This is a genomic window from Pseudorhizobium tarimense, assembly GCF_022968135.1.
Taxonomy (GTDB): Bacteria; Pseudomonadota; Alphaproteobacteria; order Rhizobiales; family Rhizobiaceae; genus Neorhizobium; species Neorhizobium tarimense.
In genome coordinates, this window is record NZ_JALJRA010000024.1 from 1 (window position 1) to 22,311 (window position 22,311).

21 protein-coding genes are annotated in these 22,311 nt (G+C 62.9%); 11 read left to right on the forward strand and 10 right to left on the reverse strand.

Going from position 1 to position 22,311, the window contains the following annotated elements:
* Window positions 1–89 precede the first annotated feature (89 nt).
* The 4 genes from MUU54_RS21550 (at window position 90) to recQ (ending at window position 5,177) form a co-directional block, all read left to right on the forward strand.
* Window positions 90–800, forward strand: coding sequence for an HAD family hydrolase (locus MUU54_RS21550; RefSeq protein ID WP_376742240.1), 711 nt, complete (start codon window positions 90–92; stop codon window positions 798–800).
* A 53-nt stretch (window positions 801–853) separates the two neighbouring features.
* Window positions 854–2,434 (forward strand): FGGY-family carbohydrate kinase, encoded by a 1,581-nt coding sequence (locus MUU54_RS21555; RefSeq protein ID WP_247246019.1) that lies wholly within the window; start codon window positions 854–856, stop codon window positions 2,432–2,434.
* A gap of 56 nt (window positions 2,435–2,490) precedes the next feature.
* A complete protein-coding gene (locus tag MUU54_RS21560) occupies window positions 2,491–3,210 on the forward strand; it encodes a sulfate transporter family protein (protein ID WP_247246020.1) in 720 nt (239 codons plus the stop codon).
* A gap of 107 nt (window positions 3,211–3,317) precedes the next feature.
* On the forward strand, window positions 3,318–5,177 hold the full coding sequence (recQ, locus tag MUU54_RS21565) for a DNA helicase RecQ (RefSeq protein ID WP_247246021.1): 1,860 nt from the start codon (window positions 3,318–3,320) through the stop codon (window positions 5,175–5,177).
* Between the two features lie 12 nt (window positions 5,178–5,189).
* On the opposite strand, the gene nth is transcribed toward recQ, so the two are convergent.
* Window positions 5,190–5,969, reverse strand: coding sequence for an endonuclease III (gene nth / locus MUU54_RS21570; RefSeq protein WP_247246022.1), 780 nt, complete (start codon window positions 5,967–5,969; stop codon window positions 5,190–5,192).
* A 43-nt stretch (window positions 5,970–6,012) separates the two neighbouring features.
* On the opposite strand from nth, the gene MUU54_RS21575 reads away from it, so the two are divergent.
* The 4 genes from MUU54_RS21575 to MUU54_RS25100 all read left to right on the forward strand — a co-directional run bounded on the left by MUU54_RS21575 (window position 6,013) and on the right by MUU54_RS25100 (window position 8,045).
* On the forward strand, window positions 6,013–6,489 hold the full coding sequence (locus MUU54_RS21575) for a DUF2244 domain-containing protein (RefSeq protein ID WP_247246074.1): 477 nt from the start codon (window positions 6,013–6,015) through the stop codon (window positions 6,487–6,489).
* A gap of 67 nt (window positions 6,490–6,556) precedes the next feature.
* Window positions 6,557–7,447, forward strand: coding sequence for a methylated-DNA--[protein]-cysteine S-methyltransferase (locus tag MUU54_RS21580; protein ID WP_247246023.1), 891 nt, complete (start codon window positions 6,557–6,559; stop codon window positions 7,445–7,447).
* A gap of 32 nt (window positions 7,448–7,479) precedes the next feature.
* The gene (locus MUU54_RS21585; protein ID WP_247246024.1) at window positions 7,480–7,716 is read left to right on the forward strand and encodes a CopG family ribbon-helix-helix protein; all 237 of its coding nucleotides are present in this window, start codon (window positions 7,480–7,482) and stop codon (window positions 7,714–7,716) included.
* Between the two features lie 5 nt (window positions 7,717–7,721).
* Window positions 7,722–8,045: a type II toxin-antitoxin system RelE/ParE family toxin gene (locus MUU54_RS25100; protein WP_354532466.1), complete on the forward strand. Its 324-nt coding sequence runs from the start codon at window positions 7,722–7,724 to the stop codon at window positions 8,043–8,045.
* Here MUU54_RS25100 and MUU54_RS21595 read toward each other — a convergent pair.
* Window positions 7,999–8,976 carry a sugar-binding transcriptional regulator gene (locus tag MUU54_RS21595; RefSeq protein ID WP_247246075.1) on the reverse strand — a complete coding sequence of 326 codons (978 nt, stop codon included), beginning with the start codon at window positions 8,974–8,976 and terminating at the stop codon, window positions 7,999–8,001. The genes MUU54_RS25100 and MUU54_RS21595 overlap by 47 nt on opposite strands.
* Window positions 8,977–9,150: 174 nt before the next feature.
* Between MUU54_RS21595 and tal the strand changes: the two genes are divergently transcribed.
* Window positions 9,151–10,110: a transaldolase gene (gene tal / locus MUU54_RS21600; protein ID WP_247246025.1), complete on the forward strand. Its 960-nt coding sequence runs from the start codon at window positions 9,151–9,153 to the stop codon at window positions 10,108–10,110.
* A gap of 63 nt (window positions 10,111–10,173) precedes the next feature.
* Here tal and MUU54_RS21605 read toward each other — a convergent pair whose 3' ends face one another.
* The 4 genes from MUU54_RS21605 to MUU54_RS21620 are packed head-to-tail and all read right to left on the reverse strand — an operon-like array spanning window position 10,174 to window position 13,628.
* Entirely contained in the window at window positions 10,174–11,025 is an 852-nt protein-coding gene (locus MUU54_RS21605) for a metal ABC transporter permease (protein ID WP_247246026.1), read from the reverse strand.
* Window positions 11,022–11,882 carry a metal ABC transporter permease gene (locus tag MUU54_RS21610; RefSeq protein ID WP_312038858.1) on the reverse strand — a complete coding sequence of 287 codons (861 nt, stop codon included), beginning with the start codon at window positions 11,880–11,882 and terminating at the stop codon, window positions 11,022–11,024. Before MUU54_RS21610 ends, MUU54_RS21605 begins: the two co-directional genes overlap by 4 nt.
* Window positions 11,863–12,756, reverse strand: coding sequence for a manganese/iron ABC transporter ATP-binding protein (locus tag MUU54_RS21615; RefSeq protein WP_247246027.1), 894 nt, complete (start codon window positions 12,754–12,756; stop codon window positions 11,863–11,865). Before MUU54_RS21615 ends, MUU54_RS21610 begins: the two co-directional genes overlap by 20 nt.
* Window positions 12,753–13,628: a metal ABC transporter substrate-binding protein gene (locus MUU54_RS21620; protein ID WP_281433431.1), complete on the reverse strand. Its 876-nt coding sequence runs from the start codon at window positions 13,626–13,628 to the stop codon at window positions 12,753–12,755. Before MUU54_RS21620 ends, MUU54_RS21615 begins: the two co-directional genes overlap by 4 nt.
* Before the next feature lie 214 nt (window positions 13,629–13,842).
* On the opposite strand from MUU54_RS21620, the gene MUU54_RS21625 reads away from it, so the two are divergent.
* Window positions 13,843–15,309, forward strand: a complete 1,467-nt coding sequence (locus MUU54_RS21625; protein ID WP_247246028.1) for a hypothetical protein — start codon at window positions 13,843–13,845, stop codon at window positions 15,307–15,309.
* A 55-nt stretch (window positions 15,310–15,364) separates the two neighbouring features.
* Here MUU54_RS21625 and lysS read toward each other — a convergent pair whose 3' ends face one another.
* From lysS to MUU54_RS21645, 4 genes are all read right to left on the reverse strand, one after another.
* The gene (gene lysS / locus MUU54_RS21630; RefSeq protein ID WP_247246029.1) at window positions 15,365–16,861 is read right to left on the reverse strand and encodes a lysine--tRNA ligase; all 1,497 of its coding nucleotides are present in this window, start codon (window positions 16,859–16,861) and stop codon (window positions 15,365–15,367) included.
* Between the two features lie 22 nt (window positions 16,862–16,883).
* The gene (gene gltX, locus MUU54_RS21635) at window positions 16,884–18,338 is read right to left on the reverse strand and encodes a glutamate--tRNA ligase (RefSeq protein ID WP_247246030.1); all 1,455 of its coding nucleotides are present in this window, start codon (window positions 18,336–18,338) and stop codon (window positions 16,884–16,886) included.
* 108 nt (window positions 18,339–18,446) lie between these two features.
* Window positions 18,447–20,219 carry an SLC13 family permease gene (locus MUU54_RS21640; protein ID WP_247246031.1) on the reverse strand — a complete coding sequence of 591 codons (1,773 nt, stop codon included), beginning with the start codon at window positions 20,217–20,219 and terminating at the stop codon, window positions 18,447–18,449.
* 141 nt (window positions 20,220–20,360) lie between these two features.
* Entirely contained in the window at window positions 20,361–21,116 is a 756-nt protein-coding gene (locus MUU54_RS21645) for a TerC family protein (protein WP_247246032.1), read from the reverse strand.
* Window positions 21,117–21,268: 152 nt separating this feature from the next.
* Here MUU54_RS21645 and MUU54_RS21650 point away from each other — a divergent pair, with 152 nt between their 5' ends.
* A complete protein-coding gene (locus MUU54_RS21650; RefSeq protein WP_247246033.1) occupies window positions 21,269–22,294 on the forward strand; it encodes a LacI family DNA-binding transcriptional regulator in 1,026 nt (341 codons plus the stop codon).
* Window positions 22,295–22,311: the final 17 nt, after the last annotated feature.

Sequence of the window (22,311 nt, forward strand, 5' to 3'; positions counted from 1 at the left end):
GCATGCGCTGAAGACGCTCTGGGCCGAGGGGACGGCAAGGACGCTGGAGCTCTATCTCGAGGATGCTCTGGTCAGATAACGGGGTGAGGGTGGTGGAAGCAATGCGGCCGCTGGTGATTTTCGATTGCGATGGGGTGCTGGTCGACAGCGAGCCTCTTTCGGTTCAGGTCCTGGTGGAGGCGCTCAGCCGCCGCGGCGTCGTCGTCAGTGAGGACGAGGCCTATGAACGGTTCCTCGGCCGAAGCCTATCGACGGTGGCGCAGATCCTGCACGACGATTTCGACCACAGTATCGATGCGGCCTTCCTCGAGGATCTTCGCCATCACCTTTACGAACGCTTTCGCCGTGAGCTGCAGCCGGTGGCGGGTATCGCCGATGTGCTGGACGCCCTTGACTGCGAAAAATGCGTGGCATCCTCCAGCCAGCCCGAGCGCATTCGGCTTTCGCTTTCGCTGACGGGGCTCCTGCAGCGGTTCGAGCCGCACATCTTCAGCGCCTCGATGGTGGCACAGGGCAAGCCGGCACCGGACCTTTTCCTGCATGCGGCCAGTTCGATGGGGGTGGATCCTTCCTCCTGTATCGTGATCGAGGACAGTCCTGCCGGCATCGAGGCGGCGCAGCGGGCCGGCATGGCCGTCTTCGCCTTTGTCGGCGGATCGCATGCCACAGCCCCAGGGTACAGCGAGCGCGTGACGGCGCTTGCACCGGACGTCGTATTTGACGCCATGCCGGAATTGCTCCACCTTGTCCGCAAACACAGAGAGGGGTCCAAAGGGCGCCGTGCCCATCGCGCCGTGTGAGGCGGGCGGGAACGGTCACAAGGGCACCAGGCGGGCAGGGGAAACACGTCCTGATGCGAGATCACGTCGTTGCGGTCGATATCGGCACGGCCAGCGCCCGCGCCGGCGTGTTTGACCGCAGCGGTCGGCTTCTTGCGCGTGCCAAGCACTCGATCGTAATGCAGAGGCCGGCGACGAACCATGCGGAGCATGACTCGGAAGACATCTGGCGCTCGGCCTGCCAGGCCGTCCGTGAGGCGCGCTCGGATGCAGGGATCGCGGCGGAGCAGGTGGCTGCCATCGGCTTCGACGCCACCTGTTCCTTGGTTGCACGCGACCGGGAAGGGCGGCAGCTGACCGTCTCGACCACCGGTGAAGATCGCTTCGATACGGTGGTGTGGCTGGACCATCGTGCGATTGCCGAGGCCGGGGAGCTTTCGGCGCACGGACATCCTGTACTGGACTTCTCCGGTGGCTCGCTCTCTCCGGAAATGGAGATGCCGAAGCTGATGTGGCTGAAGCGCCACCTGCCGCAGACATGGGCGCGCGCCGGCTACTTCTTCGATCTTGCGGATTTCATGACCTGGAAGGCCACCGGCTCGTCCGCCCGCTCCCGCTGCACTGTGACCGCCAAATGGAATTATCTGGCGCATGAGACGCCGGGCTGGCGACCGGATTACCTGGCACAGGCAGGGCTCGAAGACCTGCTGGAGCGGGCAAGCCTGCCTGCCGGCACAATCAATGCCGGCGACAGCATCGGGACGCTCTCGCTGGAGGCGGCGCGTGACCTCGGCCTGGATACCGAGTGCCGGGTGTCCGCCGGACTCATTGATGCCTATGCCGGTGCCTTCGGCGTTCTGGCCGGCGCCGGCGAGGGTAAGTCTCTGGAGCGCTCCGTTGCTCTGATCGGCGGCACCTCCAGCTGCATTGTCTCCTTTTCGTCGGAGGCAAAATCCGGCCGAAGCCTCTGGGGACCGTATTATGAGGCCGTTCTCCCAGGACACTGGCTCGTCGAGGGCGGTCAGTCCGCGACGGGTGCACTTCTCGATTACATCGTCCGGATGCATGCGGCGGGCGGTGAGCCCTCCGCCGAGCTGCTCGCACGTGTCGTCAAGCGTGTTCAGGAGTTGCGGGCGCAGCATGGCCCGAACCCGGCGTCCGACCTGCTCATCCTGCCGGATTTCCATGGCAACCGCTCACCGCTTGCCGATCCTCATGCCATGGGCGTTGTCAGCGGCCTGACGCTCGATACCTCCTTCGACGGTCTCTGCCGCCTTTACTGGCGCACCTGCGTCGCCATCGCGCTCGGCATCCGGCATATCCTGGAGACCATGAGCGGCTACGGCTATCGCTTCGAGGCGCTGCACCTGACCGGCGGGCATGTGCACAATCCACTGCTCGTCGAGCTCTATGCCGACGTGACCGGCTGCACGGTGGTGATCCCCGAAACGGAAGACGCCGTGCTGCTCGGCACGGCGATGACCGCTGCCGCCGCCGGCGGGCTCTACGATAGCGTCGCTGCTGCCGGCGAGGGAATGGCGGCGAGTGACCGCGGGAGACAGCCCGATGCCGAGGCCGCTAAGCTCTATGAGCGGGATTACCGCCGCTTCCTTGCGATGATCCGCCATCGTGCAGAGCTGCAGGCGATCTGCTAGCGCTTGTTCCATCCGGTTCCTGCCCCTACATCCTGCCCGCCCACCAGGAGACGTCTATGATCATCGAGGCCGCACGGCTTTCGCTTCTCAACCTTTTCGCCGCTGAAACGCGGGCCGTGTTCTGGAAGGTCTTAGGATTGACGATCCTGGTGCTCGTCGGTCTGTGGCTGGCGCTGCGCCAGACCTTCGTCTCGGTCATCTGGCCCTGGTTCGCTATCTATCTGCCGGACGTGCCGGACTGGGCGGGGTGGCTGACCTTCCTTACGGCGATCCTGGCGGGCGTGGGGCTGGCACTGGCGCTTGCGCTGCTGATTGCGCCCATCACGGCACTTATTGCCGGACTCTTCCTCGACGATGTCGCCGAGGTGGTGGAAAAGCGCGATTACCCGAACGAGACGCCGGGCAGGGCGATGCCGCTTGGCCAGGCGATCATTGGCTCTCTGCAGTTCCTCGGCGTCGTTATCGTCGGCAACATCGTTGCGCTGCTGCTCCTCTTCATTCCCGGCATCAACCTCGTCGCCTTCTTCCTGGTGAATGGTTATCTCCTCGGGCGAGAATTCTTCGAGTTCGCCGCCATGCGGTTCCGCCCGCCGCCGGAGGCGCGCGCCTTTCGCGCCAAGCACCGCTCGACGGTGTTTCTCGCTGGCCTGCTGATTGCCGGCTTCCTGGCGATCCCGATCGTCAACCTGCTGACGCCGCTCTTTGCCGCCGGGCTGATGGTGCACCTGCACAAGTTGATCTCAAGGCGCGACCCGGCTTTCGCCTCGATGCGGTGAAGGCGCGGTAGCCGAGGGGCGATGATCTGTTGATGCCGGGCGCTGCGGCTCCCGGAATAGCGTTGCATGGGGTATGGATGCGGATCGCTCCGCTTAGAAAGAGACCTATGCCTTCATTCACCAACACCACCGCGGCCCTGTTTGACGGTGAGCGGCCGAAGGATCCGCGAGCGGTCCTGAAGCAGGTGTATGGCTATGATGGCTTCCGCGGAAAACAGGCCGCCGTGGTCGAGCGTGTCGTTGCCGGTGGCGATGCGGTTGTTCTCTTTCCCACGGGCGCCGGCAAGTCTCTTTGCTATCAAATCCCGGCACTTTGCCGCGACGGCGTCGGTATCGTCGTTTCGCCGCTTATTGCGCTGATGCGCGACCAGGTGGAGGCCTTGAAGCAGCTCGGGGTGCAGGCTGCGGCGCTGAACTCTTCGCTGTCGACCGAGGAGTTCGCCGAGGTCCGTCAGTCGCTTCGGCAGGGCACCCTCGATCTTCTCTATGTGACGCCGGAGCGCATCGTGACGCCGGGCTTCCGGGAGCTGATTGGTGGGGTAAAGATCGCGTTGTTCGCCATCGACGAAGCGCACTGCGTCAGCCAGTGGGGTCATGACTTCCGCCCTGAATACCGGGAGCTTGGCCGGCTGGCGGAGCTTTATCCCGGCGTGCCGCGCATGGCGCTGACGGCGACGGCCGATCCGCACACCCGCGACGACATCATCGACCGGCTGGGACTGCATTCGGCCGAGGCGTTCACCACCTCCTTCGACCGGCCGAACATCGCCTACGAGATCGTCGAGCGTGACCAGCCGCGCCAGCAGCTGCTGCGGTTTCTCTCCCGTCACAAGGGGTCGAGCGGCATAGTCTACTGCCTGTCGCGCGCCAAGGTGGAGGAAACTGCGGAGTGGCTGGATGCCCAAGGCATACGAGCGCTCGCCTATCATGCCGGCATGGATCGCGCCGTCCGCGATGCCAACCAGGATGCCTTCCTGAAAGAGGAGGGTCTCTGCCTCGTGGCCACCGTGGCGTTCGGCATGGGCATCGACAAGCCGAACGTCCGTTACGTCGCTCACCTCGACCTCCCGGGTTCCGTCGAGGCCTATTACCAGGAGACGGGACGGGCGGGGCGCGACGGCCTGCCGTCAGAAGTCTGGATGGCCTATGGGATGACCGACGTCATCCAGCGCGGGCGAATGATCGATGGCGGCCAGTCGAGTGAGGAGGTGAAGCGCGTCGAGCGCGCGAAGCTGAATGCGCTCCTCGGCATCTGCGAAACCGCCGGCTGCCGGCGGCAGGCGATCCTCTCGCATTTCGGCGAGGCGCATCCCGGCAACTGCGGCAATTGCGACACCTGTCTGAAGCCGGTGGAGACGTGGGATGGAACGGAAGCGGCGATCAAAGCGCTCGCCGCGATCTATCGCACCGGCGAGCGGTTCGGCACCGGCCACCTGATCGACGTGCTGACCGGCAACGAAAACGAGAAGACCATCCGCTTCAGCCATGTCGACATGCCGGTGTTCGGCGCGGGCAAAGACCATCCGCCGAAGACATGGCAGTCCGTTTATCGGCAGTTGCTGGCGGCCGGCCTCGTCAGCGTTGACCACGAGGCCTTCGGCGCGTTGAAGCTCGGGCCGGATGCGCGATCGGTGTTCCGGCGCGAGCGGGAGGTTCGCTTTCGCAAGGATCGGCCCAAGGCGAGCAAGTCATCAAGAGGGGCGTCTTCCTCTGCCGGCGCAAGTCGCTCTGCATTGGAGGGGGCGGACGCGGAGCTTTTCGAGGCACTGCGGCGGACGCGGCTGGAGATTGCGAAGTCCCTGGAGGTTCCGCCCTACGTGGTCTTTCCCGACACCACGCTCGTGGCCTTCGCCACCAGCCGGCCGACATCCCGCGACGCACTGCTCGGCATCTCCGGCGTCGGGCAGTCGAAGCTCGAGCGCTATGGCGACGATTTTCTCGAGGTCATCCGCTCATTTGAGCGGTAACCGGCGGGACTGCTATTCGGCGGCATCGCCAATCCGCTGCGGCGGTAGTTCAACCAGCGGCGCTGGTACGTCGCAGGTCTTCTCCGGTGATTTACACAGGTCGGCGATGACGCAGTGCTCGCATTCAGGCTTGCGCGCCTTGCAGGTGTAGCGGCCGTGCAGGATCAGCCAGTGATGCGCATGGAAGAGGTAGGGCTTCGGAATGACCTTCAGGAACCGCTCCTCCACCTCGTCCGGCGTCTTGCCTGGCGCCATCAGAAGGCGGTTGCCGATACGGAAGACGTGGGTGTCGACGGCAAGCGTCGGGATGCCGAAGGCCATGGACATTACCACGTTGGCCGTCTTGCGCCCCACACCCGGCAGCGTCACCAGTTCCTCTCGCGTCTTCGGAACCTCGCCGCCGAAATCGGAGATCAGCTTCTCCGACAGGGCGATGACGTTTTTTGCCTTGTTGCGGTAGAGCCCGATTGTCTTGATGTATTGCGTGACCCCTTCCTCGCCGAGCGCCAGCATCTTCTCCGGCGTATCGGCGATCTTGAACAGCGCCCGGGTCGCCTTGTTGACGCCGGCATCGGTTGCCTGGGCCGAAAGCGCCACGGCAACAAGCAGGGTGAAGGGATTGCTGTGCTCCAGTTCCCCCTTCGGCTCCGGCCGCTGGGCAGAAAAGCGGCGGAAGATCCCCTCCATTTCCGCCTTCGAATAGCGGCTGCGGATATGCCTGCGGGCGCGGCTTCCCGCCGCATTTGACTTTTGTGAAGAAGCGGTGCTGGATTTGCTTTTCGGAATGGCCATATGGCTTCTATAGCCAGCCCCTGCCAAGGAAAGCAACGTGGAGATGTCCGAGGATCAGACGGTCTTTGCGGCCGAGCTCACACCTTATCGTTCGCTTGGACGGAAGGGCTTTCATGTTCTGCTGGCGCTTTCCGGCGCCGTTTGCCTCCTCTACGGCATCTTCTTCATAGCCACCGGCGCTTGGCCGGTGGGCTTCTTCTTCGGGCTGGATTTCCTGCTGCTCTATATCGCCTTCCGCGTAAGCTACCGCTCCGGCCGTGCACGGGAAGAGGTGACCGTTTCGCGCACCCGACTCTCCATCCGCAAATTCTCCCCGGCGGGGCGGATGGTGGAGCACCGCTTCAACCCCTTCTGGGCCCGCTTCCGGGTCAACTGGCACGACGAGTTCGGCATCACGGCAATGTATGTGACCGGCGAGGGGCGCTTTACCGATATCGGCTCGTTCCTCAACCCCGATGATCGCGAAAGCTTTGCCAAGGCATTCCGCAGTGCTCTCGCGACGGTCACTCAAAGGCTTTGACGGCTGCAAGAAACGGGTGGCGCGGCGGGCTTCTCCGTATCATTCTCCCGGGCAAAGGAGAGACGCGATGAACGCACTTGCCCAGATCGCAGAACCTGCACTCGATGTAACGCCGGAAGGCAGCGATTACGAGATCGTGCGCCAGGTGATCGAGCTCATCACGCTCGACTACCGTGCGCAGCCGTCGCTGGAAAGCATCGCGGCCGAACTCGGTCGGTCGCCGACACAGTTGCAGAAGGTCTTCACCCGGTGGGCGGGACTGTCGCCCAAGGCGTTCCTGCAGGCGGTCACCATCGACCATGCTAAGCGGCTACTGCTCAAGGAAGGCCTCCCGCTACTCGAGGCGTCTTATGAAGTCGGTCTCTCTGGTCCCGGACGACTGCACGATCTTTTCGTAACCCATGAAGCCATGTCGCCCGGTGAATGGAAGGCCCGTGGCGGCGGGCTCACCATCCGTTACGGCTTCCACCCATCGCCCTTCGGGATTGCGCTGGTGATGGCGACGGATAGAGGGCTCGCCGGTCTCGCCTTCTCGGATCTTGGCGGCGAACGTGCCGCCCTTGACGACATGACCTGCCGCTGGCCAAATGCCGCCTATGTTGAGGATCTTGAAGCCACCGCACCCTATGTCCGCCGTATCTTCGATCGTGCCCAATGGTCGTCTGAGCAGCCGCTGAAGGTCGTGCTCATCGGCTCGGACTTCCAGGTGCGCGTCTGGCAGAGCCTGTTGAAGATCCCCTTCGGCAAGGCGGTGACTTACTCCGACGTCGCCCGCGAGATTGGTCAGCCAACTGCCAGCCGCGCCGTCGGCGCCGCCATCGGCCGCAACCCCATCTCCTTCGTTGTCCCCTGCCACCGGGCGCTCGGCAAGAGCGGCGCACTGACGGGTTACCATTGGGGGCTGACGCGCAAGCGGGCGATACTGGGGTGGGAGTCGGGGGCGGCTGAGATGCGCTAGCGGCGCTTACCCCTTTGTGCCAAGATGAGATCATGAAAAGCAGCTTCGATCTTTCTGACGATTTGGCGCGCCGTATCGACCTCTTGGCCGAGCGGACGCGGCTGACTCGCGGGCAGATCATAGAAGAAGCGCTGTCCCATGGCCGCTCGCTTGCTTGGCAGGAAAAGTGGATCAGCGGTGTACGAGTTGGGGTCTCTGACGCCGATGGCCGCAATTTTGCCACGGATGAGGATATCGCTGCGGTGCTGAACAAATATAGTCCTGGATAGTTTCGGTGCAGGTTCTCTGGACCCGCCGCTATCTCGAAGAGCTTGAAGCTATCGGCGACTATACCGCTGAACGAAATCCCAGTGCGGCTGGTCGCATCGTGAGGGAGATCCACTCAAAGACAGCTTCACTCCTTGCGGGTCCATTGGAAGACCGGGCGACATCGATGGAACGCACGAACTTGTTGTGCCCGGCACAACTTACGTCGTTGCGTATCGGGTCGTTGATGATCGTGTCGAAGTCCTGTTTGTTCAGCATGGCGCTCGGCTGTGGGCAGATGAAATCTAGCCAGCCATCCGCAGCAATTCCCGCGCCGCCGTCTCGTCCGTGATTAGCGTGTTGCAGCCGATGCGGCGGATGGTGGCGCGGATTGCAACGGCCCGGTGGGCGCCACCGGAGGAGAGCACGATGTGCTTTGCCTTCTTCAGCGTGTCCAGGTCGACGGACATGACGCGCTCGTTGATCGGGTGGCGTACGGAGCAGCCCTCTGTGTCCAGGAAGTTGAACATCGTATCGCAGACGCAGCCGGCGGCGGTCAATTCATCCAGTTCCGTCTTCGAAATGAACCCCTCTGATAGGGATGTAGACTGCGGGCCGATGTCGCCGCAGCTCACCACGGCAAGATCCATGGCTTCGGCCAGTTCATAGATGGTTTTCAGGCCGCATTCCTCGATCAGCGCCCGTTTCGTCTTGACGGAGTCCACCAGCAGCGGTGCCAGGAACATGTAGCACTCGGCGCCGAACTGGCTTGCCAGCCGCCAGGTGTAGTCGATGGGGTTCGTCTGGTGCACGGCGACGATCCCGCCCAACAGCGAGACCACCTTGCAGCCCTGGCGTCGCGGCGGACGGAAACTGGAAAGAGACGCGGTCATCGTCCGTCCCCAGCCAACGCCGATCGTCATGTTGTCCTGAATCACCTCTGACAGGAATTTGCCCAGCGCCAGCCCGACAGCGCCGGCAAGCGCTTCGGCACTCGTGTCGCGCGCTTCCGGCACCACGATCGCCTCGTCCAGCCCGTAAGCCTCTTCCAGTTGCGTCGCGAGCGCCAGGCAATCGTCGACGCCGGCATCGATCCAGATTTGCACCTCTGAGCGCTTCACCGCCTCGTCGAGCATGCGGATGACGGTCGAGCGGCTGATGCCTAGTCGTTCCGCCACATCCTTCTGCGTCAGGCCCTGATTGTAATAAAGCCACGCCGCCCGCAGGCGGAGCGAGGAGGCTTCGGAAATGCTCGGACGAGTCTCGCGTCTCAGTTTTGCCAATTGGATCTCGGGGTTGCGCCATGCGATGGTCGATATGATACTTATGTCGACCCAAATGCGCAAATGTCTTGACTTTGCCATGATCGGCTGCTGATAGTCGATCATCGTTGAACTCCCGTTCCGCGCATGGGCGTTGAACACTCACCACACCACTCTCTCAAGGGAAATGCCGGGATGACCTCCAAACTCGAACAGCTCCGTTCCATGACCACGGTCGTCGCCGATACCGGCGATATCGACGCGGTGACCCGCTTGAAGCCTGTGGATTGCACAACCAACCCCACGATCGTCCTGAAGGCGCTCGGAACGCCGATGTTCGCGGATGCGGTCAAGGAAGCTATCACCTGGGGCAAGACGCAGAATGGCGGGTCTGATGCGGTCATCGCGGCTGTCGCGGATCGTCTGGCGATCTCCGTCGGTGCGGCGCTTGCCAACATCGTTCCGGGTCGCGTTTCGACCGAAGTCGATGCCGACCTCTCTTTTGATACGGAAGCCTCCATCGCCAAAGCACGCGGCATCATCGCAGCCTACAAGGAGCGGGGCATCGATCGCGAGCGCATCTTGATCAAGCTCGCGTCCACGTGGGAAGGCATCAAGGCCGCGGAAGTTCTGCAGACGGAAGGCATCGACTGCAACCTGACGCTGCTCTTCTCCAAGGCACAGGCGATTGCCTGTGCGGATGCAAAGGTCTTCCTGATCTCGCCCTTCGTCGGCCGCATCCTCGACTGGTACAAGAAGTCGACCGGGCAGGAGTACACCGCCGAAACGGATCCGGGCGTCGTTTCGGTTCGCCAGATCTACAACTACTACAAGGCCAATGGCATCGATACGATCGTCATGGGCGCCTCCTTCCGCAATGCCGGTGAAATCGAAGCGCTCGCCGGCTGCGACCGCCTGACGATCAGCCCGGCGCTGCTTGACGAACTGGACAAGGATCAGGGGACGCTGGAGCGGAAGCTTTCGCCGGACAACATCACCGAAGACGCCTTCCAGCCGATCGACGAGAAGAAGTTCCGCTGGATGCTGAACGAGGATGCCATGGCAACGGAAAAGCTCGCCGAAGGCATCCGCTCCTTCGCCAAGGATCTCGTGGCGCTGCGCGAGATGGTGAAGAAGGAATTGGCTACCGCCTGATCCCTCAGGTCCAGCAGATTCAAAACGGCTCGTCATCCGGCGGGTCGTTTTTCGTTTCTGGGATCAAGTTGCGGCTGGCTTGCCGCGGCTTTCCAGCATGGTCTTGACGAAGGCGAAGATGAAGAGCGCCGTCATCAGAAGCACGATGGTCGGTGCCGGGGCACTGTCGAGGAAGAAACTGATGTAGATGCCGAGGACAGAGCTTCCTGCCGCCACTGCGACGGCGACCACGAGCATCGGCCCAAACCTCCGCGTCAGGAGAAAGGCGATTGCGCCCGGCGCCACAACCATCGCCACCGAGAGGATGATGCCAACGGCCTTCAGCGCCCCCACCACCGTCAGCGACAGCACCGTCAGCAGGCCGTAATGCAGCAGCCGCGTCGGCAGGCCGATCGCCTTGGCGTGCTGCTCGTCAAAGGCCTGGACCAGCAGATCCCTGCGCCAGCCGACAAGGAATAGCGTGGCGAAGAGAGCGAGCAACGCTGTCTCGATCAGGTCGCGCGGCATGATGCCGAGCATGTCTCCGAACAGGATGTGGTCGAGATGAACGTCGCTCTGCACTTTGACGTAGAGCACCAGCCCCAAGCCGAACATGCCGGAAAAGACGATGCCGAGGACGGTGTCCTCCTTGATCCGGCTGTTCTCCTTCAGAAACCCTGTCGCGACAGCACAGAACATGCCGGCGGCGAAGGCGCCGATCGCCAGTGGAATTGAGAAGATGTAGGCTAGCACGATGCCGGGAAAGACGGCGTGGGATACGGCATCCCCCATCAGCGACCACCCCTTCAGCACGAGGAAGCAGGAGAGGATCGCCATCGGGATCGCGATCAGCAGCGTGACGATGAACGCGCGCTGCATGAAGTCGATCTGGAAAGGGAACGTCGCGAGATCAACGAAATCGAGAAAACCGCTCATGCTGTTTCCTCCAGGTTCTGCCGCAGGCGGTGGCGAGAGGCCAGCATGCCGTGCTTGGGCGCGAAAACGAACGCTACGAGGAAGATCAGCGTCTGCAGCACGACGATGATGCCGCCGGTTGCGCCATCGAGGAAATAGCTGAGGTAGGCGCCGATGAAGCTCGTCCCGGCCCCGATGACGAGGCCAAGCAGGATCACCCGCTGGAAGCGGTCCGTCAGCAGGTAGCCGGTGGCACCTGGCGTTACGACCATGGCGATCACGAGAAAGGCACCGACGGTTTGCAGTGCTGCAACCGTGGACGCGGCAAGCAGGGTGAAGAACAGCACCTTCAGGCGATCGGGCTTCAGCCCGATCGAACGGGCGTGGTTCTCGTCGAAGAAGGCGACCATCAGGTCCTTCCACTTGGCGGTAAGAATTGCGAGGCTGACGCCGCCGATGATCACCAGCTGCAGCGTGTCTTCCGGCGTAATAGCGAGGATGTTGCCGAGCACGATGGTCTGGATGTTCACCGAGGTCGGCGACAGCGACACCATGAAGAGTCCGAGGCCAAAAAAGGAGGTGAAGATCAGCCCGATGATGGCGTCCTCGCGCAGCCGCGTGCGCTGGTTGAGGAACAGCATGGCACCGGCCGCAAGCCCCCCTGAGATGAAGGCGCCGAGGGCGAAGGGCAGGCCCAGCATGTAGGCGCCGGCAACGCCCGGCACGATGGAATGGGAGAGCGCGTCGCCGATCAGCGACCAGCCCTTCAGCATCAAGTAAGAGGACAGGAAGCCGCAGACGCCGCCGACCAGCGCGCTCACCCAGATCGCGTTCAGCATATAGTCGTAGGTGAACGGCTCAAGAAGCGTCTGGAGCACCGATCGTCTCCTTCTTCTTCTGTGCGCCGTTGCCATAGGTCACGTAAGGCCGCTCGTCGTCGGTGATGACGCGGACATGGCGTGCGTCTTCATCGTCGTGCAGTTCGGGCCCGCCCAGAATGAAGTGGCGTAGCACGCCGCCGAAGGCCTTCTCCAGGTTCTTCTCGTTGAAGGTGTCTTCGGTCTTGCCGTAGGCGAGTACGGTGCCCTTGACGAAGACGGTACGGTCGCAAAAGTCCGGCACGCTGCCGAGATTATGGGTCGAGACCAACATCACCCGCCCTTCATCCCGCAGGCTGCGCAGAAGCGCGATGATCTGCTCTTCCGTCGTCACGTCGACGCCGGTGAAGGGCTCGTCGAGCAGGATTACCTGGCCCTCCTGCGCCAACGCGCGCGCCAAGAAAACCCGCTTACGCTGGCCGCCGGAAAGCTCGCCGATCTGACGCTTGCGGAACTCCTCCATGTTCACCCGCTTCAGCGCCTCGGTCACCATCTCGTGGTCGCGGCGGGAGGGGATGCGCAGAAAGTTCATGTGGCCGTAGCGGCCCATCATCACCACGTCCTCGACAAGGACCGGAAAGTTCCAGTCCACTTCCTCGGACTGCGGGACATAGGCGACGAGGTTCTTCTTCAGTGCCTCGCGCGCCGGCATGCCGAGGATCTGGACGGTGCCTTCGGCGAGCGCGACGAAGCCCATGATGGCCTTGAAGAGAGTCGACTTGCCGGCGCCGTTGACGCCGACAAGTGCGGTGATCGTCCCCTTCGGCACCGAGAAGCTTGCGTGGCGCAGGGCCGTCAATCCGCTTCGGTAGGCGACCGTGATGTCGTCGACGACGAGACCGCCTTCCTGCGGCCGCTTCTTGCCCATGATCATCCTGCGAGACCTTCGGCAATCCTGCTGGCGGTGACGCGCAAGAGGTCAAGATATGTCGGCACCGCGCCGTCCGCTTCGCTCAGCGAGTCGACGAAAAGAACGCCGCCGTAACGCGCCTCGGTTTCGCGCGCCACCTGTTCGGCCGGATCGGGAGAGACCGTGCTTTCGCTGAAGATCACCTCGATGTCGTGCTTGTTCATGGCGTCGATGACGGAGCGGACCTGCTGCGGGGTTCCCTGGCTGTCGGCGTTCACGGGCCAGAGATAGAGCTCCTTAAGGCCGAAATCGCGAGCGAGATAGGAGAAGGCACCCTCGCTCGTCACCAGCCAGCGCTTCTCTTCCGGCAGCGCGCCAAGCTCCGCGCGAATGGGGTCAACGGCCGCACGGATCGTGTCGGTATAGGCCTTGGCGTTGGCTTCGTATGTCGCCGCATTCTCTGGATCGATCTCCGTCAGTCCCTTGCGGATGTTTTCGACGTAGATGATCGCGTTGTCCGGCGACATCCAGGCATGGGGGTTGGGCTTGCCCTCATAGGCGCCGCCCGCAATCGCCATCGGCTCGACGCCGTCCGAGACCGTCACGCTCGGCACGTCGCCGAGATTGGCGAGGAACTTCTCGAACCACAGCTCGAGGTTCAGACCGTTGCGCAGCACCAGGTCAGCGTCGCGGGCGCGCAGCAGATCGCGGGGCGTGGGCTGGTAGTTGTGGATCTCGGCGCCTGGCTTAGTGATGCTTTCCACCTCGGCGGCGTCGCCTGCAACATTTCGCGCCATGTCGGCAATCACCGTGAAGGTGGTGACGACCTTTGGTTTGTCTTGTGCCCAGGAGATAGCGGGCCAAGCAAAAAGTACGGCGCTGGCGATGATCGTCAGTCGGGGGAGGCGTAACACCACTGTCAATCCTTCTTGCAATTCATCTGCAATCCAACTTAGCGACGATTTAAGGCCTGTCAACGCTATTGCAAATCATTCGCAAAAACCTGTGCCGCCAGCTCTCTTAAACATTTCTAAAGGCGATTGACGGAAGCTCCGTTTCGGATTCCATCGGTAGTGCGTGAAGTGGGGTTGGCATGTCGGAGTTCGGCGCGTGAAGGGTTTCAAGATCCGGCTGTCGCGGACATTTCTCCTCATCATCGGCGGTGTGACAGTGCTCGGCGGCGGAAGCGGCGCTGCGGCAGTCTATATCGGTGCCGACAAGCTGCTCGGCCCGTCCTACGCGGACATCAACGGCCTGGACTGCACCACCGTCGAAACGATCAAGATCAAGAAGGCGGATCGTTACTGGATCCGCAAATACGTCACCACCAATGAGCCGGGCGATGGTGTCGCACGCCTGAAGACTGCGCTGCGCGTTGCCCGTAAGGTTCAGGAGGCGGAGCATTCGGACCTCGTCCAGGTGACCGTCCTCGACAAGGCGGGGCCGACGGATCGGGCGAGCATGCGCGGTCGGGCGATCGGTGCTCAGGTGGTCTATATGCCTGATGTCAGCAAGGCGCCGGATGGGCTCGCGGTCCAGCCGCTGACTGCCTATTACGTCGATGGCATGCCGGACGATACCGGCGAATTCTGGGGGCTACGGATCGATCTGCCGCAGGAGGACGCCGAGCACCTGTCGGCCGCATTGACTGACACTGCCGACTGTCTCGACCCGGTGCTTGAAGGCGCAGACGGTCACGGTTCTTCGGGCGGCCATGGTGCAGACAAGGGCCACGGCGCAGAGAAGCGACACGATGTGCCATCAGGTCACGGAGAAACTGCCGGTGACGGGGAACAAAAGACAGACGGTGATGCCCATGGCGGGGGCGCTCATGGCAGCGAGCCCGCGGCTGACGGCCACGGCGCACCCGCCGAAGGTCATGGCGAAGAGGTTCCGGTCGCCGAACACGGCGGTGAGGAAAAGCCCGGCATGTTGGCTTCGTTGATCGGCATGGTGGGCCTTGGTGGTGCCGAGCCCGCTGCCGATGCCCATGGCGACGCCGCATCCGCCGGTCACGAGCCGACGGCGGACGAACCTCTTGAGCCCGGACACGGTGCTGAGGCAAAGCATACTTCGAAGCCGGCGCAACATGCCTCGGCCGAGCCTCATGCGGCGCAGGAAAAGGCCGTCCATGCCGCAGAAGTAGCTCCGGCCGAGGAGGGCTGGCTTGATACCGTCAAGGGCTTTGTCGGTCTGGGAACCAGCGAGCACCAGGCTGAGGGATCCAAAGCGCCCGAACATGCCGCTGACCCGGCTGAGCAATCCGATGCCGCCGAGCCGCCTCATGCGGCGGCGGCGGCCGCTCATGCGCCGCCCGAAGAGACTAATGCCGATGATCATGGAGCAGCATGGCTTGCCAAGATGCGCGCCCAGCCGCTGAAGCCGGAGAGCCAGTCGGAAGTGGGTGTGGGTGCGAAGCCGGAGGCCAGCCACAGCGACAAAGAAGCGGCCCTTGGCGACACAGCCGCCCATGCAGTGTCCGCCCATGCACAGCCAGCCCATGCGCCCGCCGTTGCCGAGGAGGACGATCCCGAGCAGCACCGCCGCAAGCCGGACGCCCATGCGGAAACGCATTAAGCGGGCGTAGACTTGGACAAGTAAAAGGCGGCTCCTGGGCCGCCTTTTTTCTGGGTCAATCCGCCTTGTTGCGGCGGGCGGGGAAGAGGATCACGTCGCGTATGGAGGGCGCGTCGGTCAGCAGCATGATCAGGCGATCGACGCCGATGCCGAGGCCGCCGGCGGGCGGCATGCCCTGGTCGATCGCATCGAGGAATTCCTCGTCGAGCTGCTTTTCCTTCTCGCCGCGCGCATGCGCCTGCTCGAGCTGCTCGACCATGCGGGCCCGCTGCTCTTCCGGATCGTTCAGTTCGGAGAATGCGTTGCCGATTTCCCAGGTGTTGCAATAGGTCTCGAAGCGCTCGACGAGGCGCGGCTCGCCCGGCACTTCCTTGGCAAACGGCGAAATATCCTTCGGGAAGTGGGTCACGTGGGAGGGCTGGATCAGCGTCGCCTCGACCTCTTCCTCGAAGAGGAAGGCAAGGCACTCGCCCCAGGTCCAGTCCTTCTCGACCTCGAAGCCGGCGGCCTTGGCGGCGGTGCGCGCCTCCTCGTCGGTCTTGATCGCGAGGAAGTCGATGCCGGTGACCTCCTTGACGGCGTCGGGCATGGGAACGCGGCGGAACGGGCCCTTGAAGGAGATCTCCGTGTCGCCGTACTTGAACTCCGTGGAGCCGTGGATGGTCATCGCCAGGCGCGCGAAGAGGCGCTCGACGAGGTCCATGATGTCCTCGTAGTCGGCATAGGCCCAGTAGCACTCCATCATCGTGAACTCAGGATTGTGCCGGGTCGAGACGCCTTCGTTGCGGAAGTTGCGGTTGATCTCGAAGACCTTGTCCGAAAGGCCGGAGACCAGCGTGCGCTTCAGGAACAGTTCCGGCGCAATGCGCAGGTACATGTCCATCTTCAGCGTGTTGTGATGGGTCTTGAACGGATCAGCCGAAGCGCCGCCGTAAACGGTCTGCAGCATCGGCGTCTCCACTTCCATGAAGCCATCGTCTTCCATGAAGCGGCGGATGCCCGACACGATACGTGAACGCTGCTGGAAGCGGAGCTTGGATTCCTCGTTGGTCAGGATGTCGAGGTGACGCTTGCGGTAGCGCAGCTCGATGTCGGAGAGACCGTGATACTTCTCCGGCATCGGCAGAAGCGTCTTGGTCAGCATGGTGATCTCTTGCGCATTGATCGTCAGCTCGCCGCGCTTGGTGCGACGCACGACGCCCGTGACGCCGATGATGTCGCCGAGATCGATCATCGGCAGCATGTCGCGCGCTTCCTCGGGCGTGGTGTCCTTGTGGCTGAAGATCTGGATCTTGCCGGAGGCGTCGCGCAGGTCGATGAACATGCCGGAATTGCGCGAGGAATAGACGCGGCCGGCGACCGTCACCACGTCCTGCGTCTCGACGTCCGCTTCGAGGTTCTTGTACTTCTCGGCGAGATCGGCATTCGTCATCGTCCGATGGAAGTGCGCCGGATAGACGTCGCCGATCTTCTCGCGCAGTAGCTTCAGCTTCTGGGCGCGGACTTCCGTGGCATCGGACGAGAGAGCGGTTTCGTTCTGGTTATCGGCCATTCTGCGGGACCCTTCTTGTTCTTTATTCGCTGCCGACCATCGACGCCACGACCGTGGCTGCGATCTTCAGGCGCTGGCGCACGACCGAGCGGCCGAGCAAAGCCATGGAATCGAACAGCGGCAGGGAGCGCGACGATCCGGACATGGCAACGAAGAGCGGCGGCGTGACGACGCGCAGTTTCTTGCCGAGCTTGTCGGCCACGGCGCGGAGTTCCTGGTCGATTGCCTCGACGTTCCACTCGACAAGCTTCTCAAGGTCCGCCTGGACTGTATTGATGATCTCCAGCGTCTCACCCGGGGTTGTCTTCAGGCCGGAGAAGGAAGCAGGCGTCACCCCGACATCGTTGGACAGCAGGAAGCCTGCCAGCTGCGGCAGTTCGCCGAGCTTGGAGATACGGCTCTGCGACAGCTTCAGACCTTCCGTCAGCCGCTCGTTTTCCGACGCCCATTCGAGCGTCCGGGCGATGAATTGTTCCGGCGTCAGCTTTTCGCGGATCCAGCGGCCGTTCAGCCAGTCGAGCTTCTGGACGTCGAAGATCGCGCCGGCCTTGGAGAGGTTGTCCGGATCGAACTTATCCGCCAGCTCGTCCATGCTGAGCAGCTCTTCGCCCTCGGCGATCTGAATGAAGAACAGGCCGAGGAAGTTCATCAGCGCTTCCGGCAGATAGCCGAGCGCAGAGTAGTAGGAGATCGAGGTCGGGTTTTTGCGCTTCGACAGCTTCGACTTGTCGGCATTGCGCATCAGCGACAGGTGCATCCAAACGGGCTCCTGCCAGCCGAAATACCGGTAGAGCAGAATGTGCTTCGGCACCGAGGCCAGCCATTCCTCGCCGCGCGCCACATGGGTGATCTTCATCAGGTGGTCGTCGATGACGTTTGCCATGTGGTAGGTCGGCATGCCGTCGCCCTTGATCAGCACCTGCATGTCGACCGAATCCCACGGAATCGAGACGTCGCCATAGACCCCATCGTGGAAATCGCAGGAGCCTTCAGTCGGGATCTTCATGCGGATCACTGAGGCTTCGCCTGCTTCCATGCGGGCCGTAACCTCCTCGGCCTTCAGGTTGAGGCAGTGCCCGTCATATTTCGGCGGCTTGCCGGCGGCGCGCTGTGCCTCGCGCATCTGCTCCAGGCGTTCCGGCGTGCAGAAGCAGCGGAAGGCGTGGCCCTTGTCCAGCAGTTCCTGGCCGTAGGGCTGGTACATCGCCTTGCGGTCGGACTGGCGATACGGGCCGTGAGGTCCTCCTACGTCGGGGCCTTCCGCCCAGGTGAGGCCGGTCCACTTCAGCGCATCCAGCACCTTCTGCTCGAATTCCGGTGTCGAGCGCGTCGCATCGGTATCCTCGATGCGCAGGATGAACTCGCCACCCATCTTCTTGGCGAAGAGGTAGTTGAACAGCGCGATGTAGACGGTGCCGACATGCGGCTCGCCGGTCGGCGAGGGGGCGATGCGGACGCGGGGGCCGGAAGTGCTCATGGATAATGCTCGATTTGGCGCCTGATGGCGCGGGACCTGCGTGTCTTGGGATTGCAGGCCTTAGGGCATATTCAGGACCAAGCGTCAAGGCTTAGTGGGCCGGCCGCCTCAGCTGACCGGCCAGATCCAGAGCAGGGTCGGGACGCTGACGAGCACGATGAGGACCGACAGCGGGAAGCCGAGGCGCGGATAGTCGCTGAACCTGTAGCCGCCCGGCCCCATGACCAGCGTGTTGCACTGGTGCCCGACAGGCGTCAGGAAGTCGCAACCGGCGCCGATCGCAACCGCCATCAGGAACGCTTCCGGACGGAACTGCAGGGCGGTGGCAAAGCTTGCCGCGATCGGTCCCATCACCAGCACGGTAGCGGCGTTGTTGAGGAAGGGTGTCACAGCCATCGCCGTGACCAGGATCATTGCCAGGGCAGCATAGGGCGGGAGCCCGCTCGCGATGCTGCCCAGCCAGTCGGCAATCAGTTCACTGGCGCCGGAGGTGCGCAAGGTGTCAGAAACCGGGATCAGCGCCGCGAGCATGATCAGGATCGGCCCATCGACCGCCTTGTAGACATCGGTGAGCGGGATGGCGCGGAAAACGGCCATCCCGAGGGCGGCGGCGAAAAAGGCAACGGCAACCGGGGCCCAGCCGAGGGCCGTCGAAATCATCGCGGCTGCCAGAATGACGAGCGGGATGAAGGCCTTTCGCTTGGTGCCGAGCATGACCTCGCGCTGGGCGAGCGGCAACAGGGCAAAGTCCTGCATGACACCCGGCAGCGCATTGCGGTTGCCCTGCAGCACGATGACGTCGCCCGCCATCAGCGTCAGGTCCCGCAAGCGTTCGCTCAGACGCTGGCCGCGCCGGCTCACGGCCAAGAGGTTGACGCCGCGGGTATAGGAGAGCGCCAGTTCCCGTGCCGAAAGACCGGAAAGCGGGGACTCGCGGGAGATGATCGCTTCAATTGAGATCAGGTCTTCCACCTGCTGCCCACGGCCCTTCAGCGGCTTGCCGGAAAGCTGCAGCTTGGCGTTCGACACCACACGGTCAATGGCGCTGGAGCGGCCCTCTAGGATGACAGTGTCGTTTTCGCGCAGGTTCAAGTCCGGGAACGGCGACATGCGGGTCGCGCCGCGCAGCACTGCGGTGGCAATCACTTCGCCGTCACCGAGCTTCAGCAGCTCTGCAAGCGCCTTGCCGGCCATGTTCGATTGTGGCGGTACCGTTGCTTCGGAGGTGTAGTTGGCAATTTCCACCGCTTCTTCGAGCGACGTGTTCTGGCGGGTGCGCGATGGCACGAGCCAATGAAAAAACATCAGGAAGGTCACGCCGACGAGCGTGAGGATGCCGCCGACAGGGGTGAAGTCGAACATCGTGAAGGGAGCGCCGGTGAGGTCGGCGCGCAGTTGCGACACGACGATGTTCGGCGAGGTGCCGATCTGCGTCATCAGGCCGCCGAGGAGTGCCGAGAACGCCATCGGCATAAGGTATTTCGACGGCGAGACGCCGGTGCGCTTGGAGAACTGGAAGGCAACCGGCATCATGATCGCCAGCGCACCGATGTTCTTGATGAAGGCCGACATCACGGCCACGACGATCATCAGCAGCGCCAATTGCGCGCGCACCGATGTAAGGTTGGGGAAGAACTTCTTGATGGCGATATCGACGATGCCGGATCGGGCAACTGCGGCGCTGACCACCAGCGCACTGCCGACAATGATGACGATATCATCGGAGAAGCCGGAAAAGGCCTCGTCCACCGGCACGATACCGACTGCGACCGCTGCGATGAGGGCGCAGCAGGCGACGATGTCGTAACGAATTCGGTCCCAGATGAAGACGGCCATCATGATGCCGATGACCGTGAAGGCGAGGATCTGCTCTGTCGTCATGGGACCCCGAATGAACGTGAAGCGCGACGCTTCACCCGCGCGGATGCGCCGGAAGAGTTGCACAACGCGGCTGTCCGGAAAAGGTGCCTGCGCGTCGCAAAAATAAAACGGCCCGACGAGCGGGCCATTTTCGATCGTCCGTCAGTGGACGGTGGTGTCCGCTTTCTTTCGCCGCCGGGCATTGCGCGCAAACATGTTGAGCACCTCCACCAGCGCGGAGAAGGCCATCGCCGCGTAGATGTAGCCCTTGGGGACATGGAAGCCCATGCCGTCGGCGATCAGCGTCGTGCCGATCATCAGCAGGAAGCCGAGCGCCAGCATGACGATCGTCGGGTTCTTCTCGATGAAGTTGGCAAGCGGGGTGGCGGCAAGCAGCATCACCGTCACGGCGGCGATCACCGCGATGATCATGATGATCAGATGCTCCGTCATGCCAACTGCGGTGATGATGCTGTCGATCGAGAAGACGAGGTCGAGCAGCAGGATCTGGCCGATTGCAGAGCTGAAGGTGATGGATGCGGTGGTGCCGACCATGTCTTCCTTGTGATCGACGGGATCGACCGAATGGTGAATTTCCTTCGTCGCCTTCCAGACGAGGAAGAGGCCGCCCGCGATCAGGATCAGGTCCTTCCAAGAGAAGGCGTGGCCGAGGACCTCGAAGAGCGGATTGGTCAGCTGCACGATCCAGGCAACCGTGCCGAGAAGGCCAAGCCGCATCACCAGCGCCAGACCGATACCGATCTTGCGAGCGCGTTCGCGGTGCTCTGGGGGCAGCTTGTTGGTCAGGATGGAGATGAAGATCAGGTTGTCGATGCCGAGCACGACCTCCATGACCACGAGCGTGACAAGCGCCACCCACGCGGCAGGATCCTGAACGAGCGTAAAAATGCCTTCCATCCGATGTTTCCCTATCTGGCCGCACCCGCGGCTGCGGGCGATGATTTAAACGTTGTTCCGGCGATGGCAAGAGGTGGGGCCGTGGTTGGCTCTGCGGAGATTTCTGATTTACGTACCTCAAATTTTGTTCTAACACATCCGCGGGAGGACGCATGAAGCCCACGGTTCACGACATAGCGCGCTTTGCGGGCGTCAGCCTTGCCACGGTGGACCGTGTCCTCAACGGACGTCCCGGGGTACGCGGGGTAACGCGCGACAAGGTCGAGCAGGCGATCGCGCAGCTCGGATATGTGCGTGACCTCGCCGCTGCGAACCTCGCCAAGAGCCGTACCTACAATCTCTGTTTCATCCTACCAGCCAACGACAACTCGTTCATGATCCGGCTTCGCGAGGAGGTTGAGGAGGCGATCGCACGCTCGGCCGTCGAGCGAGCGCGGATCGAGATTGTCGAGGTTCCAGCCTTCGATCCTGGGGCGCTGGTCTCAGCGATGGACGAGGTCGCCGATCGCAAGCCGGACGGCGTGGCGCTGGTGGCGATCGATGCGCCGGAGGTGCGCGCGGCGGCCGATCGTCTACGTGCCGAGGGCATTGCGGTTGCGACGCTCGTCTCGGATGTTGGTGCTTCCAGCCGCGATCACTTCTGCGGCATAGACAATAGCGCGGCGGGGCGCACGGCCGCCAACCTGATGGGCCGCTTCCTCAGCAAGGTGGACGGGCGGGTCGCCATTCTTGCCGGCTCTCTGCTTGTGCGCGACCATCGCGAGCGGCTGGAAGGGTTCCTATCGGTCCTGGCGGAAGATTTTCCGCGGGTGGCCATCCTTCCGGTGATTGAAGCGCTCGACGATCCGGCAATGGTCGAGAAGACGGTGCGTGATGCGCTCCGCCGCCACCCGGATCTTTCGGGCATCTACAGCCTGGGGGCGGGTAATCGCGGCTTGATCCGCGTGTTGAAGGAGCTCGATCCGGCGCGGCGCCCGGTGGTGATCGCGCATGAGCTGACCCGCTCAACGCGTGAGGCGCTGCACTCGGACCTCATCGACGCCGTGCTGAACCAGGATCCGGGCCATGAGGTGCGCAGCGCCGTCCGTGTCCTAAAGGCGAAGGCCGACGGACTGCCGGTGCTGACCGCTCAGGAGCGGATCCGCATTGACATCTTCTTGAAGGATAACCTGCCCTGAAGGGCGAAGGAAGGAAC

Bases quoted from the DNA above. Each gene is read 5' to 3' on its own strand.
- MUU54_RS21555 (WP_247246019.1), top strand. From the start codon at position 854: ATGCGAGATCACGTCGTTGCGGTCGATATCGGCACGGCCAGCGCCCGC.
- MUU54_RS21560 (WP_247246020.1), top strand. From the start codon at position 2,491: ATGATCATCGAGGCCGCACGGCTTTCGCTTCTCAACCTTTTCGCCGCT.
- recQ (WP_247246021.1), top strand. From the start codon at position 3,318: ATGCCTTCATTCACCAACACCACCGCGGCCCTGTTTGACGGTGAGCGG.
- nth (WP_247246022.1), bottom strand. From the start codon at position 5,969: ATGGCCATTCCGAAAAGCAAATCCAGCACCGCTTCTTCACAAAAGTCA.
- MUU54_RS21575 (WP_247246074.1), top strand. From the start codon at position 6,013: ATGTCCGAGGATCAGACGGTCTTTGCGGCCGAGCTCACACCTTATCGT.
- MUU54_RS21580 (WP_247246023.1), top strand. From the start codon at position 6,557: ATGAACGCACTTGCCCAGATCGCAGAACCTGCACTCGATGTAACGCCG.
- MUU54_RS21585 (WP_247246024.1), top strand. From the start codon at position 7,480: ATGAAAAGCAGCTTCGATCTTTCTGACGATTTGGCGCGCCGTATCGAC.
- tal (WP_247246025.1), top strand. From the start codon at position 9,151: ATGACCTCCAAACTCGAACAGCTCCGTTCCATGACCACGGTCGTCGCC.
- MUU54_RS21605 (WP_247246026.1), bottom strand. From the start codon at position 11,025: ATGAGCGGTTTTCTCGATTTCGTTGATCTCGCGACGTTCCCTTTCCAG.
- MUU54_RS21615 (WP_247246027.1), bottom strand. From the start codon at position 12,756: ATGATCATGGGCAAGAAGCGGCCGCAGGAAGGCGGTCTCGTCGTCGAC.
- lysS (WP_247246029.1), bottom strand. From the start codon at position 16,861: ATGGCCGATAACCAGAACGAAACCGCTCTCTCGTCCGATGCCACGGAA.
- gltX (WP_247246030.1), bottom strand. From the start codon at position 18,338: ATGAGCACTTCCGGCCCCCGCGTCCGCATCGCCCCCTCGCCGACCGGC.
- MUU54_RS21640 (WP_247246031.1), bottom strand. From the start codon at position 20,219: ATGACGACAGAGCAGATCCTCGCCTTCACGGTCATCGGCATCATGATG.
- MUU54_RS21645 (WP_247246032.1), bottom strand. From the start codon at position 21,116: ATGGAAGGCATTTTTACGCTCGTTCAGGATCCTGCCGCGTGGGTGGCG.
- MUU54_RS21650 (WP_247246033.1), top strand. From the start codon at position 21,269: ATGAAGCCCACGGTTCACGACATAGCGCGCTTTGCGGGCGTCAGCCTT.